We start from the raw sequence: 16,924 nt of genomic DNA on the forward strand, positions 1-16,924 counted from the left end.
GTGCCGGGGTGCAGGGATGGCAGAGGTTGACGGTCACGTCGACCGTCCGGGTCGGGTGGGCCGTGTCGGCCCCTTCGACCGTATCGAGGACACTGGTGCTGCGCGACCGGGCACGGACAGGTACAGAAGGGGCGAAAGGGCAATGAAGGGCACTGTTGGTGAGCTCGGGGAGTTCGGGCTCATCAGGGAGCTCACCTCCCGTCTCACCACCACCTCGGCGGTGCGGGTCGGCCCCGGCGACGACGCCGCGGTGGTGGCCGCGCCCGACCGCCGGGTCGTGGCCAGCACCGACATCCTGCTCGAGGGCCGGCACTTCCGCCGCGACTGGTCCACCGCCTACGACGTCGGCCGCAAGGCCGCCGCCCAGAACCTCGCCGACATCGCCGCCATGGGCGCGGTGCCGACCGCCCTGCTGCTCGGCCTCGTCGTGCCCGCCGAACTGCCGGTGACCTGGGCGAGCGAGCTGATGGACGGACTGCGTGACGAGTGCCAGGTCGCCGGTGCCTCCGTGGTCGGAGGCGACGTCGTACGCGGCGACACGATCATGGTGTCGATCACCGCGCTCGGCGATCTGCGCAACCAGGAGCCGATCACCCGGGGCGGTGCCCAGCCCGGCGACCTCGTCGCCGTGACCGGCTGGCTCGGCTGGTCCGCCGCCGGGTACGCGGTCCTCTCCCGGGGCTTCCGTTCCCCCCGCGCCTTCGTCGAGGCCCACCGCCGCCCCGAGCCGCCGTACCACGCGGGCCCGGCCGCCGCCGCGCTCGGCGCCACCGCGATGTGCGACGTCAGTGACGGGCTCATCGCCGACCTCGGGCACATCGCCGAGGCCAGCAAGGTCCGTATCGACATCCGCTCGGGCGCCATAGACATCCCCACCCAGATGAACGACATCGGGCAGGCCGTCGGCGTCGACCCCATCCAGTGGGTGCTGACCGGGGGAGAGGACCACGCGATCGTGGCCACCTTCCCGCCCGACGTGAAGCTGCCCGCCCGCTGGAAGGTGATCGGCGAGGTCCTCAACCCGTCCGCGCTGCCCCAGGTGACCGTCGACGGGGCGCCCTGGACCCGGCAGGGCGGCTGGGACCACTTCGGGGACATGGAGTCGTGAAGCCCGCCGTGCTGACGGTCGCCGGCTCCGACTCCGGCGGGGGCGCGGGCATCCAGGCCGACCTGAAGACGATGCTGGCGCTCGGCGTGCACGGCATGAGCGTCGTCACGGCGGTCACCGCACAGAACTCCCGCGGCGTGCAGGGGGTTTGGGAACTGCCGGCGGAGGCGGTGCGGGCCCAGTACCGCAGCGTCGTGGACGACATCGGCGTACGGGCCGTGAAGACCGGCATGCTCTCCTCCGCCGGACTCGTCGACACCGTGGCCGAGTTGATCGCCGGCACGGACGCCCCGGCCGTCGTGGACCCGGTGGGCGTCTCCAAGCACGGCGACCCGCTGCTGGCCGCCTCCGCGCTGGACTCCGTCCGCACCGGACTGCTCCCGGCCGCGACCGTCGCCACCCCGAACCTCGACGAGGTCGCCCAACTCACCGGCGTGCAGGTCGAGTCGGAGGACCAGTTGCGGGACGCGGCGGCAGCCGTCCTGGCCTACGGACCGCGCTGGGTGCTCATCAAGGGCGGCCATCTCCCCGGTGACGCGGTCGACTTGCTGACGGACGGGACCGAGGAGCACTGGCTGCGCGCGCCGCGGCACGACAACCGGCACACGCACGGCACGGGCTGCACCCTCGCCTCCGCGATCGCGTCGCAGCTCGCGCACGGGCGGTCCGTGCCGGAGGCCGTGAAGGCGGCCAAGCGGTACGTCACCGGGGCGATCGCCGCCGGCTTCGCGCTCGGCGGCGGGATCGGCCCCGTGGACCACGGCTGGGACCTCAGCCCCGGGCGGGCGGGTAGGCCCTCAGCCTGATGTCGGTCGCCGCCTTCTCGGTGAGCTTCCTGAAGAAGCCCGCCAGCAGGCGCGAACCGAGCAGCCGGTACATCCGGTCCCGGCTGCGGATGCGGCGCTCGGTCGCCGGGGCGAAGAACGGACCCGCGTTGCCGGAGATCTTCTGACAGCCCTTGGCGAAGGACCGGATCCGGGTCTCGTACTCGGCGAACGCGGTCCGGTGGTCGCCGCCCGCCAGCGCCAGTTCACCGGCGAGGACGTACGCGCCGACGACCGCCACGCCCGTCCCCATGCCGCCCATGGTCGCCCCGTACCCGGCGTCCCCGAGCAGCGCCACCCGGCCCTTGGTGAGCCGGTCGACGTGGATCTGCGCGATCGCGTCGAAGTACAGGTCGTCGGTCTCCTCGAGGGCCTCGAGGACGTGCGGCGTCTCCCAGCCCATCCCCGCGAAACGCTCCCTGAGGATCCGCTTCTGCGCGGCGATGTCGTGGCGGTCGTACGACAGCCGCTCGGACCGGAAGACCAGCATCGCCCCCGCGCGGTCCGGGTCGCCGTCGTAGTTGCCGACGGCCACCGCGCGGCCGGGCTCGCTGTAGATCCGGCCGGTGCGGTCCAGGCCCAGATGGTTGGGGACCGCGAAGCCCGCCACGTAGTGGTCGAAGAAGCGCAGGTAGCGGGACTCGTCGCCGAAGACGAGGCGGCGGGTGAGGGAGTGCAGTCCGTCGGCGCCGACGACGAGGCCGAAGCGGCGGGGCGCCCCCTTGTCGAAGGTCACGTCGACGCCGTCCGCGTCCTCGGTGAGCGAGGCGACCGAGTCGCCGAAGACGTACTCGACGCGGTCCCTCGTCCGCTCGTACATGATCCGTGCGAGCTCGCCGCGGAAGAGCTCCACGTCCCCGCTCATCATCTCGGCGGGCAGGTCCACCCGCGGGCTGCCGTCCGCGCCGACGACGGTCTGGCGGCCCATGTGGGTCTGGCGGGCGTGGATCTCGTCCCAGATGCCCATGTCCGTGAGGACCCCGCGGTGGACGTGCCCCCGGAAGTCGACGGCGAAGCCGCCCCCGCGCAGGGCGGGCGCCTTCTCGACCACCGTGACGCGGGCGCCGTACCGGGCGAGGTTCAGCGCGAGCGCCGGGCCGGCGACGCTGGCGCCGGAGATCAGGACGGTCAGATGGCTGAGGTCGTTCGTCTCGTTCGTCATGCACGGCAGCCTCGGCGGGGCCGCTGACCGTCCTCCTACCGTTCGCTGACGGCCGCTGACCGCAGGCCGCGCCCCCGGTCGAAGGCCTGGTCGTAGACCTGAGGGGACAGCAGCGCGCGCACCGTCCGCTCGGTCCGTACGACGTCGGGGTCGCCCCCGGCGCGCACGCCCCGCAGGGCCGCCGCCGCGCCCAGCAGTTCGGCCGCCCGCTCCGCCGGCGCGGCCACCGAGGCGAGCGCCTCGGCCACGGCCGCCAGGGCCTCGGGGCCGGGCGATCCGCCGGTGAGGGCGAGGGCCTGGGCGAACCACTCGCGGGCCTGCCCGACGTCCCCCTCGGCGGCCGCCGTACGGCCCAGCCCGACCAGGATGAGGACGCTCTCGCCGAGGCTGAACCAGTTCGCCGCGCACGCCTCCAGGGCGCTCTCGTACCGCACGCGCGCGTGCGCGGTGTCCCCGGACAGCCGGGCGGTGTCACCGAGCCCGCGCCGGGCGGCCGCCACCTTGTCGGAGGCCCCCGCCGTGCGGGCGAGGGCGGCGGAGCGCGTGAAGTGGGCGGCGGCCTCCTCGGTGTCGCCCCGGTGCAGCAGGACGAAACCGCGCGTGCGCAGCAGGTCCGCGGTCTCCTCCGGCGCCCGCAGCTCACGGACGTACGTCAGGCCCTCGTCGATCAGTTCCAGGGCGCGCGGGTACTCCCCGCGCCGGCCCGCGTACATGCCCAGCGGATCGAGGCAGTTGGCCATGCCCCAGCGGTCGCCCGTCTCCCGGAAGCCGGCCAGCGCCCGGACGAAGGAGGCCTCGGAGGCGAGCGCGTCGCCCGCGAACTGGCACTGGTAGGCGGTGCCGAGGTCGAGCAGCGCGCGCCGCCAGGCCCCGTCCCCGAGCTGCACCCGCACCTGGTCGTCGAGGGACGTCGACAGCGGCCCGCCGGTCAGCGACCACAGCACCATCGTGAACGGCAGCCGCAACGGCCCCGCCAGGGACGTCATCACGGCCGCCGCGCGCGTGACGCGTCCGGCCTCCGCGGGGTCGTCGCCCCGTCCGGTGACGGTGTTCATCAGGCACAGCGCGTATTCCTCGGCGAGCCCCTCGGGCGGCTCGTCGCCCACGGCCGCGAGCAGCGCACGGGCCTGCGGCACCTGCTCGCCGTGCAGGCCGCGCAGCCGCCGGAACCAGGTCAGCGCCGCCATCAGCCGCAGCGCGGCGGCGGGGTCGGTGCCGGTCAGGTGGTCCAGGGCGGCGTCCAGATCGGCGTGCTCGGCGTCCAGCAGGGCCAGCCAGGGCAGCTGCTCCCCGCCGCGCAGATACGGTTCGGCGCGCTCGGCGAGGCGCACGAAGTAGCCGGCGTGCGCGTCCCGCAGGTCCGCCTCACAGGTGCGCTCCCCGGCCGCGAAGGCGCGGATCGTCTCCAGCATGCGGTAGCGGCCCTCGGAGACCTCCAGGAACGACTTCTCGACCAGGGAGGCCAGCACGTCCTCCGGGTACGGCAGCCCGCACACCGCCTCCACCGCCTCCAGTGTGGCGCCCCCGGAGAACACCGACAGCCGCCGCGCCAGCTCCCGCTCCTCCTCGTCCAGCAGGTCCCAGCTCCACTCCACGACCGCGCGCAGGGTGCGGTGCCGCGGCGCCTTGGAACGGTCGCCCCGGGAGAGCAGCCGGAAGCGGTCGTCGAGGCGGTCGGCCAGTTCCCCGGGGGTCAGGGTGCGCAGCCGGGCCGCCGCCAGCTCGATCGCCAGCGGCAGCCCGTCGAGGGCCGCGCAGATGCCGGCCACGCGTGCGTGCCCCTCGAATCCGGGCCGCACGGCCCGCGCGCGGTCCACGAAGAGCCGTACGGCGGGATCCGGCGGCAGCGGCGGCACCGGTACCAGGACCTCGCCGGTGATCCCGAGGGACTCCCGGCTGGTCGCCAGCACACGCACCCCGGGACAGCCCGCGAGCAGCAGCGCCGACAGCCGGGCCGTGTCCTCCACCAGGTGCTCGCAGTTGTCGAGGACCAGCAGGACCTCCCGCTCCTCCAGCGCGGCCAGCAGCCGGTCCGTCGCGTCCCCGGCGGGCGTACGGAACCCCTCGCGCACGCCGAGCGCCGCGAGGACGGCGTACGGGATCCGGGCCCCCTCGGTGAGCGGGGCCAGCTCGACGAAACACACGTCCACGCGGGTGCGTGCCGCGCCGTGGCCGGAGGGCTCGGTACGCGCGCGTGCCGCCTCGATCGCCAGCCGGGTCTTTCCCGCGCCGCCCGGTCCGGTGAGCGTGACGAGCCGGGTCTCGGACAGGGCCTCGAGGATCCGGGCGAGCTCGGCCTCCCGCCCCACGAACCGGGTGAGCTGCACCGGCAGCGCGGGCCGCGCCGGGCCGCCGCCCTGAAGCAGCTCCAGGTGGAGCGCGGCGAGCTCGGCTGAGGGGTCGGCGCCCAGCTCGTCGGCGAGGGTGCGCCGGGCCTCCTCGTACACGGTGAGCGCCTCGGCGGGCCGCCCGCCCGCGTGCAGCGCCCGCATCAGCTGCCCGTACAGCCGCTCGCTGAGCGGATTGGCCGCCAGCAGGCCGCGCAGCTCGGGCACCAGCTCCGGCCCGCCACCGAGCGCGAGGTCCGCCTCGACCCGGTCCTGTACGGCGGCCAGCCGCAGCGCGTCCAGCCGGGCGCGCTCGGCGTGCGCGTCCGGCAGGTCGGGCAGCGCCGGGCCGCGCCAGAGCGCGAGGGCCTCCCGCAGCCGGGCGGCGGCCCGCGCGGGGTCCCCCGCGGCGAGAGCGGTCCGTCCCCGCGCCGCCAGCCGCTCGAAGCGGTGGACGTCGACGGCGTCCGGCGGGGCGGTGACCCGGTAGCCGGCGGGAGTGGCCTCTATCCCGGCGTGCGGGGCCAGCCGGCGGCGCAGCCGGGAGACCTGGGACTGGAGCGCGTTGGCGGCCCCGGCCGGCGGCTCGGCGCCGTACAGGCCGTCGGTCAGCCGTTCGAGGGAGACGCTGCGGCCCGCGTCGAGCAGCAGGAGTGTGAGCAGGGCGCGGGGGCGGGGACCGCCGGGATCGAGGGGGGTGCCGTCATCGGTACGGAGGTCCAAGGAGCCCAGGATCCCGAAGCGCATGGGCCGCAGTCTGCCAGGCCGGGCCGGTGCCGGGCACAGCAAAAAGCCGACCCACACGAGGTGGATCGGCTAGATGCGGCGAACCAGCATGGCCGCGCACGAGGTGCGTCCCCCCGCCTCGAACGGAGCCGAGAGGTGGGGGATGTGCGTCAGCGCGAGACCTTGCCGGCCTTGATGCACGAGGTGCAAGCGTTCACGCGCTTCGGCGTCCCGCCGACCACGGTACGCACACGCTGGATGTTCGGGTTCCAGCGGCGGGACGTACGGCGGTGCGAGTGCGAGATGTTGTTGCCGAAGCCCGGCCCCTTGCCGCAGACGTCGCAGTTGGCAGCCACGGGTCACTCCAAAGACTTCAGATGCACTTACGGTTGATCCCGGCATGCCGGGATCAGGATCGTAGGATCTGAGTGGCGGTGCCAGGGGGAAGAGCCCGATCTGCATCGGGCAACCGGAGCAGCATACAACGACTGCGCCAGTAGAACGAAACTACCATGGCGGCGCACACCTCCCGCCCACGGCCCCCATCAGCCCGCTTTCCGGTGGACCCCGGCCCGGGGTCTACGCTGCGTCCATTCCAGGAGTCCGAGGAGGCGCAGGTGGCGCAGGTGCCGCAGACATTCTTCGATGCTCTCGCGGTGCGCACCTGGTGCGGGCTCGCGCTCACGGCGCTGGGCCGGGCGCGCGAGGAGATCGACGCGATCAACGTGTACCCCGTCGCGGACGGGGACACGGGCACCAACCTCTATCTGACCGTCGAGTCCGCCGCGACCGCCGTCGAGGCCGTGTTCGCCGGGTACCGGGCCGGTCCGTCGGCGGTGCGCAGCCCCTCCCTCGCCGACGCCGCGCACGCGATGGCGCACGGAGCCCTCATAGGGGCGCGCGGGAACTCGGGGACGATCCTCGCCCAGCTCCTGCGCGGCATGGCCCAGATCCTCGCCGCCGAGGGCGAGGCCCCGCACACCGACGGCGACGGGCTGCGGCTGGCCCTGCGGCACGCCGCCGACTCGGCCCGCCAGGCCGTCGCCCACCCCGTCGAGGGCACCGTCCTGTCCGTCGCCTCGGCCGCCGCCGCCGCGGCCGAGGAGGCCGAGGGGGACTGCGGGACGGTCGCCCGCGCCGCCTACCGCGGGGCGTGCGCGGCGCTGGCCGCGACTCCGGCCCAGCTGGCCGTCCTGGAGCGCGCCGGAGTGGTCGACGCGGGCGGGCGGGGCCTGGTCGCGGTCCTCGCGGCCCTGGTGGAGACGTTCACGGGGGAGACGCCGGCGCTCTCCGGTGCCCTCGCCGCGGCGGGGACGGGGGTGCACGCACGCGTGGAGGCCTTCCGGACGGAGAGCGCCGAGGACTGCGCCGACGCCCCCGACGGGGAGGGCGGCCCCGCCTTCGAGGTGATCTATCTCCTGGAGGCCGAGGACGCGGCCGTGGCCCGCCTGCGGCAGCGGCTGGACGACCTGGGGGACTCGCTCGTCGTGGTCGGCGGCGACGGCCTGTGGAACGTCCACGTGCACGTGGACGACGCGGGCGCCGCCGTCGAGGCGGGCGTCGAGGCAGGCCGGCCGTACCGGATCCGCATCACCCACTTCGGCGCGGGCGACGCGCACACGCGCGGGGGCGAGCGCCCCGTCCGCGAGCGCGTCCAGCGGGCCGTCGTCGCCGTCGTGCCCGGCGAGGGACTGGCCGGGCTGTACACCGAGGCCGGCGCGACCACGGTCCTGGCCCGCCCCGGCGAGCCGCCCGCCAGCGGGGAGCTCGTCGAAGCCGTACGGCGGGCCCACGCGCGCGAGGTCGTCCTGCTGCCCAACGACGCCGACCTGCGCCACACGGCGGCCGCGGCCGCCGAACAGGCCCGCACGGAAGGCATCCGGGTGGCCCTCATCCCGACCCGGTCCGCCGTCCAGGGCATCGCCGCGCTCGCCGTGCACGAGCCGGACCGCCGCTTCGACGAGGACGTCGTCTCCATGACCTCGGCGGCCGGCGCGACCCGCTACGCCGAGGTCGCCGTCGCCGAGCGCCAGTCGTGGACCATGGCCGGCATCTGCCAGGCCGGCGACGTCCTCGGGCTCATCGACGGCGACGTCGCCGTCATCGGCGCCGACGTCACCGTCACCGCCGAGACCGTCCTGGACCGCATGCTGTCGGCGGGCGGCGAACTCGTCACCCTCGTGCTCGGCGACGACGCCCCCGAGGGGATCGCCGAGCACCTGGAGGCACGGGTGCGGGAGGCGTACCTCGCCGTCGACACGGTGGTGTACCGGGGCGGACGCCAGGGGGCACTGCTGCTGATCGGGGTGGAGTAGCCCTACTCGGCGGTCTCCTCCGCCACCTGCAGCAACTGCTCCGCCTCCGCCCGCCGGGCCCGGACCGTCTCGGCATCCCCGCCGTCCGCACCGTCCCCGGCACCCGCGCCGGCCCCGTCCGGGTAGGCCCCCAGCACCGCACGCGCGCGTGCCGCCGCCTCCGCCGGGCGCCCCAGGTCGGTCTCCAGCCAGCCCGCGGCCAGCTCGGCGCCGGTGCGGGCGTGCAGGGCGTCGTCGTCCAGGGCGACGAACACCGCGACCGCCTCCGCCATCTGCGACAGCGCCTCCTCCAGGGCGTCCCTGATCGAGTCGTCGTCCGCGTCCTCGGCCGCCGAACGGGCGAGCAGGTCGCCGAACTGGCGGTGCGTGTGGCCGAGTTCGGCGACCAGCCGGAGCCGCTCCTCCTCCTCGTCCGCCACGGCGAGCGCGTCCGCGCACTCCTCCACGGCGCCGGTCATCAGCGCCCGCGCCCCCTCCGTGCCGTCCTCCGTGCGCAGCGCCAGCCACGCGCGGGCGCGCAGCGAGCGGACGAGACCGTGCACATTGCCCAGCTCACGCCACAACTCACCCGCGCGCGCGTACGCCTGGTCCGCCTCGTCGTGCAGTCCCGCGTGGCCGAGGGACTCGGCGGCCAGGTGGGCGAGGGTCGCGTGGTCGTGCTGCTCGGGCCAGTGCCGGGCGATCTCGGCGGCCTGCAGCCGCCGCTCGGCGGCGTCCCGGTGCTCACCCAGCTCGCTCAGGCAGTCGCCCAGCCACCACTGCGTCTGGACCACCGCCCCGTCGCCGTGCGTCTCGGCCCGCAGATCGGCCAGCGCCGACTCCAGCACCTCCGCGGCCTCGGCCCAGCGGCCCAGCCGGACCAGGTACCCGCCGAGCTGGTGGCGCGCCCAGGCGCCGAGCGTCGGACCCTCGCCCGCCTCGTCGGCCCAGTGCGCCGACTCCAGCGCGTGCTCGGCGGCCTCCTCGGCCTGCCCCCGGCCCCCGACCACCTCGGCGAGCTGAAGGTAGAGCTGAGCCCGCCCGACCGGCTCCAGAAAGGGTCCGCCGTGCTCCAGGGCCGCCCGCAGCGCCCGCTCCGCCTCCGCCATGTCGCCCAGATGGTGCGCGAGACCGGCCAGCCGGGCCTCGTACTCCACGGCGAACCACGGCAGGCCCGCCCCGGTGAACCCGGCCGCGGCCCGCGCGAACATCTCCGCGCCGGTCTCCACGTCCCCGGACCGCGTGGCGAGCTCCCCGAGCATCGCGTGCCCCTCGGCGACCCGCGCGGTGAGCCGTACGTCGTCCTCGGTCCGCCCGTCGACCAGCGCCAGCAGCTCCCGTACGGCGGCCTCCGCCTCCGCCAGAACCGTTTCCGCGACCGGCCCGTCCGCCTCGTGGACGCGCCGCATCAGGATCCGCGCCCGTGCCATCAGCACGCCCGCCGCCTGCCGCACCTGGGTGCCGCCGTCGGCGTACAGCGCGAGGACGTCGTCGTACGGGCCGGCGACGGCCGCCAGCGCCTCCTCGACGTCGCCCCCGGCGAGCACGCGCACGTACGCCCCCCGCGCGCGGGCCGCCAGCGCCTCCCCGGGGTCGCCCGCCTCCACGTACAGCTCCGCGGCCCGCTCGAACGTCTCCGCGCCCTCCGGTCCGAGCGCGAGCGCCTCGTGCTCGGCGATCTCCGCACGGTCGCGGGCGTCCAGCTCCACCCCCTCGACGCTCCCGGCCGCCCGCGCGACCGCCGCCCACGCCTCCACGGCGTCCGGCCGCAGGGTGTCCGACAACCGCCGCGCCTCGGCGAGCAGGGCGTCCAGACCGGCCCCGCCGGCCTCCCGGGTCTCCTCGGCGTCCCGCGCCTCGGGGACCGGGGGCGGCGCGACCACCGCGGCCCGGACCGGCCGTGCCGCCCGCACCCCCAGCGGCAGCCGCTCCACCAGCGGACGCTGCTCCATACGCGCGCGTGCCCGCTCGCCGACGTGCGCCGTGCCGTTGCGCTCGTCGAACCGCGCGGCCAGCGCCAGAGCCTCCGCGCGGGCGTGCGCGGCGAGTCCGTCGGCCGTCCACTCCCGCCCCGCGGGACCGGGCACCGGCTGACCGCCCAGACCCCGCTCCGACAGCCGCCCCATGAGCAGCGCCACGACACTCAGGAACTCCAGCTTGCTGCGCGGATGCCCCTCGTCGGTGAAGTAGGCCGGCCGCTCCGCGAGCAGCTCCAGGCCCCGCGCCTCGTTGCCGGTCAGCGCGCAGAACTCCACGTGGTCGGCGTACGCCCCCCGCATGCTCTCCATGGACCGCACCAGCCGGAAGCCCCGCAGATGGTGGGCGCGCGCCTCGTCCACGCGGCCCAGCCGCAGCAGCGGCACCAGGGACGACGCGAGCACCGTATGCGGCTCGTGCGCGCACGTGTACTCGCCCTCCAGGACCGGCGCCCACAGCCGCAGCGCCTCCTCGTCCCGGCCCTGCTCCGCCCGCCACCAGCCCTGACCGTGCAGTTCGCACGCGTGACAGTCGGCCATCGCGTCCCGGTCCGCGGCCATCCAGGCGGCGAACGCCCGCTCCGCGCGCGGAACGTCCCCGACATGCGCGGCCACGCTGAACTCGGCACTGCGCACCGCGCGCTCGGAGTGCCCGGCGAGCCGGTAGCGGTGCTCCATCTCGCCCAGCCACTTCTCCACCGACGCCAGCGGCACGTGCGGCTGGTCGAGCATGCCCGCCGACATCCACTTGAAGACCCAGTGCAGCGAGTGCGTCTCGTACTCGTCGAAGTCGCCGGGCCGCTCGTCCCACATGCGCAGCAGCCGCGCGAACGGGACGAACATCTTGTCCTTCTCGGAGCTGTAGTTGTAGACCTTCAGCTGGTGCCCGAGCGCCTCGATCACGGCGAGCGGGATGTTCAGCTTCTCGGCCTCCGCCAGCAACTGCTCCGCGCGCGCGTTGCGCGCCGGACCCTCCGGCCGCTCGCCGTTCTCCGCCATCGCACGGCGGAGGGAGTCGAAGTCCCTGATCTCACTCATCACTGGTCGTCCTCCCGGTGTGCGTCCTCCCCGTGCGTGGCCCACTCCAGAAGGCCGATGAACGCCCGGTTCAGCAGCGCCGAGTCCGCGGGCCGCAACGGCCGTTGCGCCATCAGCAGCGCCTGCCCGTACAGGGACTCCGTCGCGGTGCCGATCAGTTCCGCCTCACGCAGCGAACCGATCCTGCGGATCAGCGGGTTGAGATGGTTCAGCACCAGCCGCGCGCGCGGGGCACCGCCGCGCAGCGAGCCCAGGATGCCCGCCCACAGATCGTCGGCCTGCGCCTCGGCCTCCGCCCGCGCCTGCTCGTGCCGCGCCGCACGGTCGTCCAGGTGCAGCGCGGGCACCGACAGCGGATGGAAGGCACGCAGCACGACGTCACAGCCCAGGGGGTCGAGCTTCGCCCGCGCGGCCGCCAGGAACCCCGACAGCGCCAGCTCCTCCGCCGGGTCCACGGCGTCCAGATGAGCCGTCACGGTGTCCGCGTCCAGCTCGGCCACCACCGTCCCGGGCCGCACCGACGGCAGCGCCTCGACCAGCTCGCTGTCGTACGTGTAGCCGCCGTTGATCACCCCGACGCCCTGCGCGGACGCGATCGGCGCGACCTGCCGGTACTCCTCCACGGTCCGCGTGAAGTGCACCACCGGGTGCCGCTGCGCGAACTCCTCCAGCGACAGCCGCCCGTCGGTCGTCTCGAACGGCAGCCACGGCAGCATCGTCCGCAGCATCTCCGGGTCGTGCCGCGCCAGCGACTTCACCCCCAGGTGGTGCACGGCCAGGAAGGCCGACAGCCGCTCCGGGTCACCGGCCGCGAGGCCGGTCAGCCAGGCCCGGATCCGTTCCCCCAGCGCCTCCCGGACGGCGGCCAGCGTCTCGTCCTCGTACAGCGACTCGCGCGAGGCCGTGGGCCGCAGACTGTCGGTGTCCAGGACGCAGCGCACGAAGAACGCCCAGTCCGGCAGCAGCTGTTCGGCCCGCTCGGTCAGCAGCATGCCCTTCAGGTGCACCCGGTGCGAGGCCCGCTGCGCCGGGCTCACCGCCGCCGGCAGCACGTACGCCACCCCGCGGACCCCCGCCGCCGGCACGTCCAGCTCGATCGTGTCCAACGGCGTGAACCCGAACAGCCGGTGGCAGTGCCGGGCCAGCGCCACCCGCCGGTTGGCGGGGGAGGGGTACGGCCGGTCCCAGGGCGCCGGCAGATCGGTGACTGCCTCGTCGCCCACCCGCACGTCGTACGGCAGCAGCGAACCGAAGTCCCGCGCCAGCCCGAGCACCCGCTCCTCGGTGAGCCATTCCCCGGCACCGGCCCGCGCCACCAGATGCACGGTGGTGCCCGGCTCGGGCCGCGCGTCGTGGGGCAGCGTCCGCACGGTGTAGGAACCGTCCTCGCGCGCCGTCCACTCCACGGGGGGCTCACCGGGCGTACGGGAGCTGCGGCTGACCACCCGGATCCGCTCGGCGACCACGAAACAGGCCAGCAGCCCGATGCCGAACTGCCCGAGGAAGTCGGACCGGGCCTCGCGCAGATCGTCCGCCCGCTTGGAGCTGCGCCCGATGGTCGCGAGGAGCCGGTGCACGTCCGACTCGGTGAGCCCGACGCCGGAGTCCTCCACCCGCAGCGCCCCGTCCGCCGCGTACAGCCGCACCCGCGCCGGGGCGCCGGGCTCCTCGGCCCGCCGGGCGGTGATGGCGTCCACGGCGTTCTGCAGCAGCTCCCGCAGGTAGACCTTGGGACTGGAGTAGAGGTGATGGGACAGCAGGTCCACCAGACCACGCAGGTCGACCTGGAACGTGTGAGGTGACGGTGATGCCTGGGATGACTGTGAGGTCTGGGAGTCCATCGCTGCAGCGCCGCGAAGTGGGGATGAGCACGGCGCGGGGTCGGGCGGTCCCGGTGGGGCGGTGACCGCGGATGATGGCGGAGCGCGTCATCCTAGAGCCCGAACGAGCCGTCTGACCAGGGGTTTCAGGACACATATACGGCAATGTCAGTGACGTGGTGTGCAATGGATCTCGTGCCCGCACTCGAAGAACCGCTGAAGAAGGTGCTCGGCCCACCGACCGCGAAGGTGATGGCCGAGCACCTCGGCCTGCACACCGTCGGCGACCTCCTGCACCACTATCCCCGCAGATACGAGGAGCGCGGCCAGCTCACGCACCTGGCCGACCTCCCCATGGACGAGCACGTCACGGTGGTCGCCATGGTCGCCGACGCCCGCCTGCACTCCTTCGCCTCGGCCAAGGCCCCCCGGGGCAAGGGCCAGCGGCTGGAAGTCACCATCACCGACGGCAGCGGCCGGCTCCAGCTGGTCTTCTTCGGCAACGGCGTGCACAAACCCCACAAGGAACTGCTGCCGGGCACCCGCGCGATGTTCGCCGGCAAGGTCTCGGTCTTCAACCGCCGCCTCCAACTGGCTCATCCGGCCTACGAATTGCTGCGCGGTGACGGCGAGGAGACGGTCGAGACCTGGGCGGGCGCCCTGATCCCGATCTACCCCGCCACCGCCAAGCTGGAGTCCTGGAAGATCGGCAAGGCGGTCCAGACCGTCCTGCCCAGCGCCCAGGAAGCCGTCGACCCCCTCCCCGAGACCCTGCGTGCGGGCCGCGGTCTTGCCACTCTCCCCGAGGCCCTCCTCAAGATCCACCGCCCCCACACCAAGGCCGACATCGCCGACGCGCGCACCCGTCTCAAGTGGGACGAGGCCTTCGTCCTCCAGGTCGCCCTCGCCCGCCGCCGCCACGCCGACGCCCAACTCCCGGCGGTCCCGCGCAGACCGTCCCCCGACGGCCTCCTGGCCGCCTTCGACGACCGCCTGCCCTTCACGCTCACCGAGGGCCAGCGGAAGGTCTCCCAGGAGATCTTCGACGACCTGGCGACCGACCATCCGATGCACCGCCTCCTCCAGGGCGAGGTCGGATCGGGCAAGACCCTGGTGGCCCTGCGCGCCATGCTCGCCGTCGTCGACGCGGGCGGACAGGCCGCCATGCTCGCCCCCACCGAGGTGCTCGCCCAGCAGCACCACCGCTCGATCGTGGAGATGATGGGCGAGCTGGCCGAGGGCGGCATGCTGGGCGGGGCCGAGCAGGCCACCAAGGTCGTGCTGCTGACCGGCTCCATGGGCGCCGCGGCCCGCCGCCAGGCCCTGCTCGACCTCGTCACCGGCGAGGCCGGAATCGTCATCGGCACACACGCCCTGATCGAGGACAAGGTCCAGTTCCACGATCTGGGCCTGGTCGTGGTCGACGAACAGCACCGCTTCGGCGTCGAACAGCGCGACGCCCTGCGCGGCAAGGGCAGACAGCCCCCGCACCTCCTCGTCATGACGGCCACCCCCATCCCGCGCACGGTCGCGATGACGGTCTTCGGCGACCTGGAGACCTCCGTCCTCGACCAGCTCCCGGCCGGCCGCTCACCCATCGCCAGCCACGTCGTCCCGGCCGCCGACAAGCCCCACTTCCTGGCCCGCGCGTGGGAACGGGTCCGCGAGGAGGTCCACAACGGCCACCAGGCCTACGTCGTCTGCCCGCGCATCGGCGACGACGTCGACGAACCCGCCGACCCGAAGAAGGCGAAGAAGTCCGCTGAGGACGAGGCCGAGAAACGCCCCCCGCTCGCCGTCCTCGACGTGGCCGACCAGCTCGCGAAAGGCCCCCTGCACGATCTCAGGATCGAAGTCCTGTACGGCCGTATGCACCCGGACGACAAGGACGCGGTCATGCGCCGCTTCGCCGCCGGCGAGACCGACGTCCTGGTCGCCACGACCGTCATCGAGGTCGGCGTCAACGTCCCGAACGCCACCGCGATGGTGATCATGGACGCCGACCGCTTCGGCGTCTCCCAGCTCCACCAGCTCCGCGGCCGCGTCGGCCGAGGCTCGGCCCCCGGCCTCTGCCTGCTGGTCACCGAGATGCCGGAGGCCAGCCCGGCCCGCCAGCGCCTGAACGCGGTCGCCTCCACCCTCGACGGTTTCGAACTCTCCCGCATCGACCTCGAACAGCGCCGCGAGGGCGACGTCCTCGGCCAGGCCCAGTCGGGCGCCCGCACCTCGCTGCGGGTGCTGGCCGTGATCGAGGACGAGGAGGTCATCGCGGAGGCGAGGCAGGAGGCGGTGGAGGTGGTCGCGGCGGATCCGGAGCTCGAGCGGTTCCCGGCCCTGCGGACGGCTCTGGACGCCCTGTTGGACGACGAGAGGGAGCAGTACCTGGAGAAGGGCTGAGTGGACCTGCCTCGGGGGCGCCGGGCCGCATACGACATGCCGCTACCGCCGCCCGGGCGCGACCAGCCACACTGAACGTAAAGCCGCCCACGAACAAGGACCGAAGATGACCCGCGTGATCGCCGGCGCAGCCGGCGGACGTCGCCTCGCAGTACCGCCAGGCACCGGAACCCGTCCCACCTCCGACCGCGCTCGCGAAGGTCTCTTCTCCACCTGGCAGTCCCTCCTCGGCGGCCCCCTGGACGGCGAACGAGTCCTCGACCTCTACGCCGGCTCGGGAGCGGTCGGTCTGGAGGCCCTCTCCCGAGGCGCGGGCCACACCCTCCTCGTGGAGGCCGACGCGAGAGCAGCCCGCGTCATCCGGGAGAACGTGAGAAACCTCGCGCTCCCCGGAGCCGAGGTCCGCGCCGGCAAGGCGCGGCAGGTCATCGAGACGGCTCCCGCGGAGCCGTACGACCTAGTCTTCCTCGACCCGCCGTACGCCGTCACGGACGACGATCTTCGGGAGATTCTCCTCACACTCCGCTCGGGGGGCTGGCTCGCGGCCGATGCCCTCGTCACCGTGGAGCGCAGCACCAGAGGCGGGGAGTTCCACTGGCCGGACGGCTTCGAAGCGCTCCGGGCCCGTCGCTACGGCGAGGGAACGTTTTGGTACGGTCGCGCCGCCTCTACGTGCGAAGACGCACGATGACCGGACCGGAGAGCGAGGGATCACTAGTGCGCCGCGCCGTCTGTCCCGGGTCGTTCGACCCGATCACCAACGGACACCTCGACATCATTTCCCGCGCCTCCCGTCTGTACGACGAGGTCTATGTCGCGGTGATGATCAACAAGTCCAAGAAGGGCCTGTTCGAGGTCGATGAGCGACTCGACCTGATCCGCCAGGTCACCGCCGAGTACGGCAACGTACGGGTCGAGGCCTTCCACGGCCTCCTCGTCGACTTCTGCAAGCAGCGCGACATCCCCGCCATCGTCAAGGGTCTGCGCGCGGTCAGCGACTTCGACTACGAGCTGCAGATGGCCCAGATGAACAACGGGCTGTCCGGGGTCGAGACGCTCTTCGTGCCGACCAACCCCACCTACAGCTTCCTGTCCTCCTCCCTGGTCAAGGAGGTGGCGACCTGGGGCGGCGACGTCTCCCACCTGGTGCCGCCGGTCGTCCTGGAGGCGCTCAACCAGCGCCTGCGCAAGGACTGATGGGACTACAGTCGTCCCGTCCGTCTCCAACACAGCTGTAGAGAGTGGCGAGCAA

General features: G+C 74.0%; 11 protein-coding genes. 6 read left to right on the plus strand and 5 right to left on the minus strand.

Annotation, left to right across the window (positions count from 1 at the left end):
- Window positions 1-142: 142 nt before the first annotated feature.
- Both ACFY2L_RS32085 and thiD read left to right on the plus strand, forming a co-directional pair.
- Window positions 143-1,108, plus strand: a complete 966-nt coding sequence (locus tag ACFY2L_RS32085) for a thiamine-phosphate kinase (protein WP_390661336.1) — start codon at window positions 143-145, stop codon at window positions 1,106-1,108.
- The gene (gene thiD / locus ACFY2L_RS32090; RefSeq protein ID WP_390661335.1) at window positions 1,105-1,914 is read left to right on the plus strand and encodes a bifunctional hydroxymethylpyrimidine kinase/phosphomethylpyrimidine kinase; all 810 of its coding nucleotides are present in this window, start codon (window positions 1,105-1,107) and stop codon (window positions 1,912-1,914) included. The genes ACFY2L_RS32085 and thiD overlap by 4 nt, the downstream gene beginning before the upstream one ends.
- On the opposite strand, the gene ACFY2L_RS32095 is transcribed toward thiD, so the two are convergent.
- From ACFY2L_RS32095 to rpmB, 3 genes are all read right to left on the minus strand, one after another.
- Window positions 1,880-3,094 (minus strand): FAD-dependent monooxygenase, encoded by a 1,215-nt coding sequence (locus ACFY2L_RS32095; protein ID WP_390824112.1) that lies wholly within the window; start codon window positions 3,092-3,094, stop codon window positions 1,880-1,882. The two genes, thiD and ACFY2L_RS32095, sit on opposite strands and share 35 nt — an antisense overlap.
- A 35-nt stretch (window positions 3,095-3,129) precedes the next feature.
- Complete coding sequence (locus ACFY2L_RS32100) at window positions 3,130-6,168, minus strand: ATP-binding protein (protein WP_390824113.1); 3,039 nt, start codon at window positions 6,166-6,168, stop codon at window positions 3,130-3,132.
- A 149-nt stretch (window positions 6,169-6,317) separates the two neighbouring features.
- A complete protein-coding gene (rpmB, locus tag ACFY2L_RS32105; RefSeq protein WP_003993230.1) occupies window positions 6,318-6,503 on the minus strand; it encodes a 50S ribosomal protein L28 in 186 nt (61 codons plus the stop codon).
- Window positions 6,504-6,764: 261 nt separating this feature from the next.
- Between rpmB and ACFY2L_RS32110 the strand changes: the two genes are divergently transcribed.
- On the plus strand, window positions 6,765-8,462 hold the full coding sequence (locus ACFY2L_RS32110) for a DAK2 domain-containing protein (RefSeq protein WP_390661332.1): 1,698 nt from the start codon (window positions 6,765-6,767) through the stop codon (window positions 8,460-8,462).
- Window positions 8,463-8,464: 2 nt separating this feature from the next.
- Here ACFY2L_RS32110 and ACFY2L_RS32115 read toward each other — a convergent pair whose 3' ends face one another.
- Both ACFY2L_RS32115 and ACFY2L_RS32120 read right to left on the minus strand, forming a co-directional pair.
- Window positions 8,465-11,455, minus strand: coding sequence for a tetratricopeptide repeat protein (locus ACFY2L_RS32115; protein ID WP_390824114.1), 2,991 nt, complete (start codon window positions 11,453-11,455; stop codon window positions 8,465-8,467).
- Window positions 11,455-13,296, minus strand: coding sequence for an HSP90 family protein (locus ACFY2L_RS32120; protein ID WP_390661330.1), 1,842 nt, complete (start codon window positions 13,294-13,296; stop codon window positions 11,455-11,457). The genes ACFY2L_RS32115 and ACFY2L_RS32120 overlap by 1 nt, the downstream gene beginning before the upstream one ends.
- Window positions 13,297-13,461: 165 nt before the next feature.
- On the opposite strand from ACFY2L_RS32120, the gene recG reads away from it, so the two are divergent.
- The 3 genes from recG to coaD all read left to right on the plus strand — a co-directional run bounded on the left by recG (window position 13,462) and on the right by coaD (window position 16,869).
- Complete coding sequence (recG, locus tag ACFY2L_RS32125) at window positions 13,462-15,672, plus strand: ATP-dependent DNA helicase RecG (RefSeq protein WP_390661329.1); 2,211 nt, start codon at window positions 13,462-13,464, stop codon at window positions 15,670-15,672.
- 106 nt (window positions 15,673-15,778) lie between these two features.
- Entirely contained in the window at window positions 15,779-16,363 is a 585-nt protein-coding gene (gene rsmD / locus ACFY2L_RS32130; RefSeq protein ID WP_390661328.1) for a 16S rRNA (guanine(966)-N(2))-methyltransferase RsmD, read from the plus strand.
- Between the two features lie 26 nt (window positions 16,364-16,389).
- Complete coding sequence (gene coaD / locus ACFY2L_RS32135; RefSeq protein ID WP_390661461.1) at window positions 16,390-16,869, plus strand: pantetheine-phosphate adenylyltransferase; 480 nt, start codon at window positions 16,390-16,392, stop codon at window positions 16,867-16,869.
- Window positions 16,870-16,924 lie beyond the last annotated feature (55 nt).

It is taken from the genome of Streptomyces sp. NPDC001381 (assembly GCF_042895685.1).
Lineage (GTDB): Bacteria > Actinomycetota > Actinomycetes > Streptomycetales > Streptomycetaceae > Streptomyces.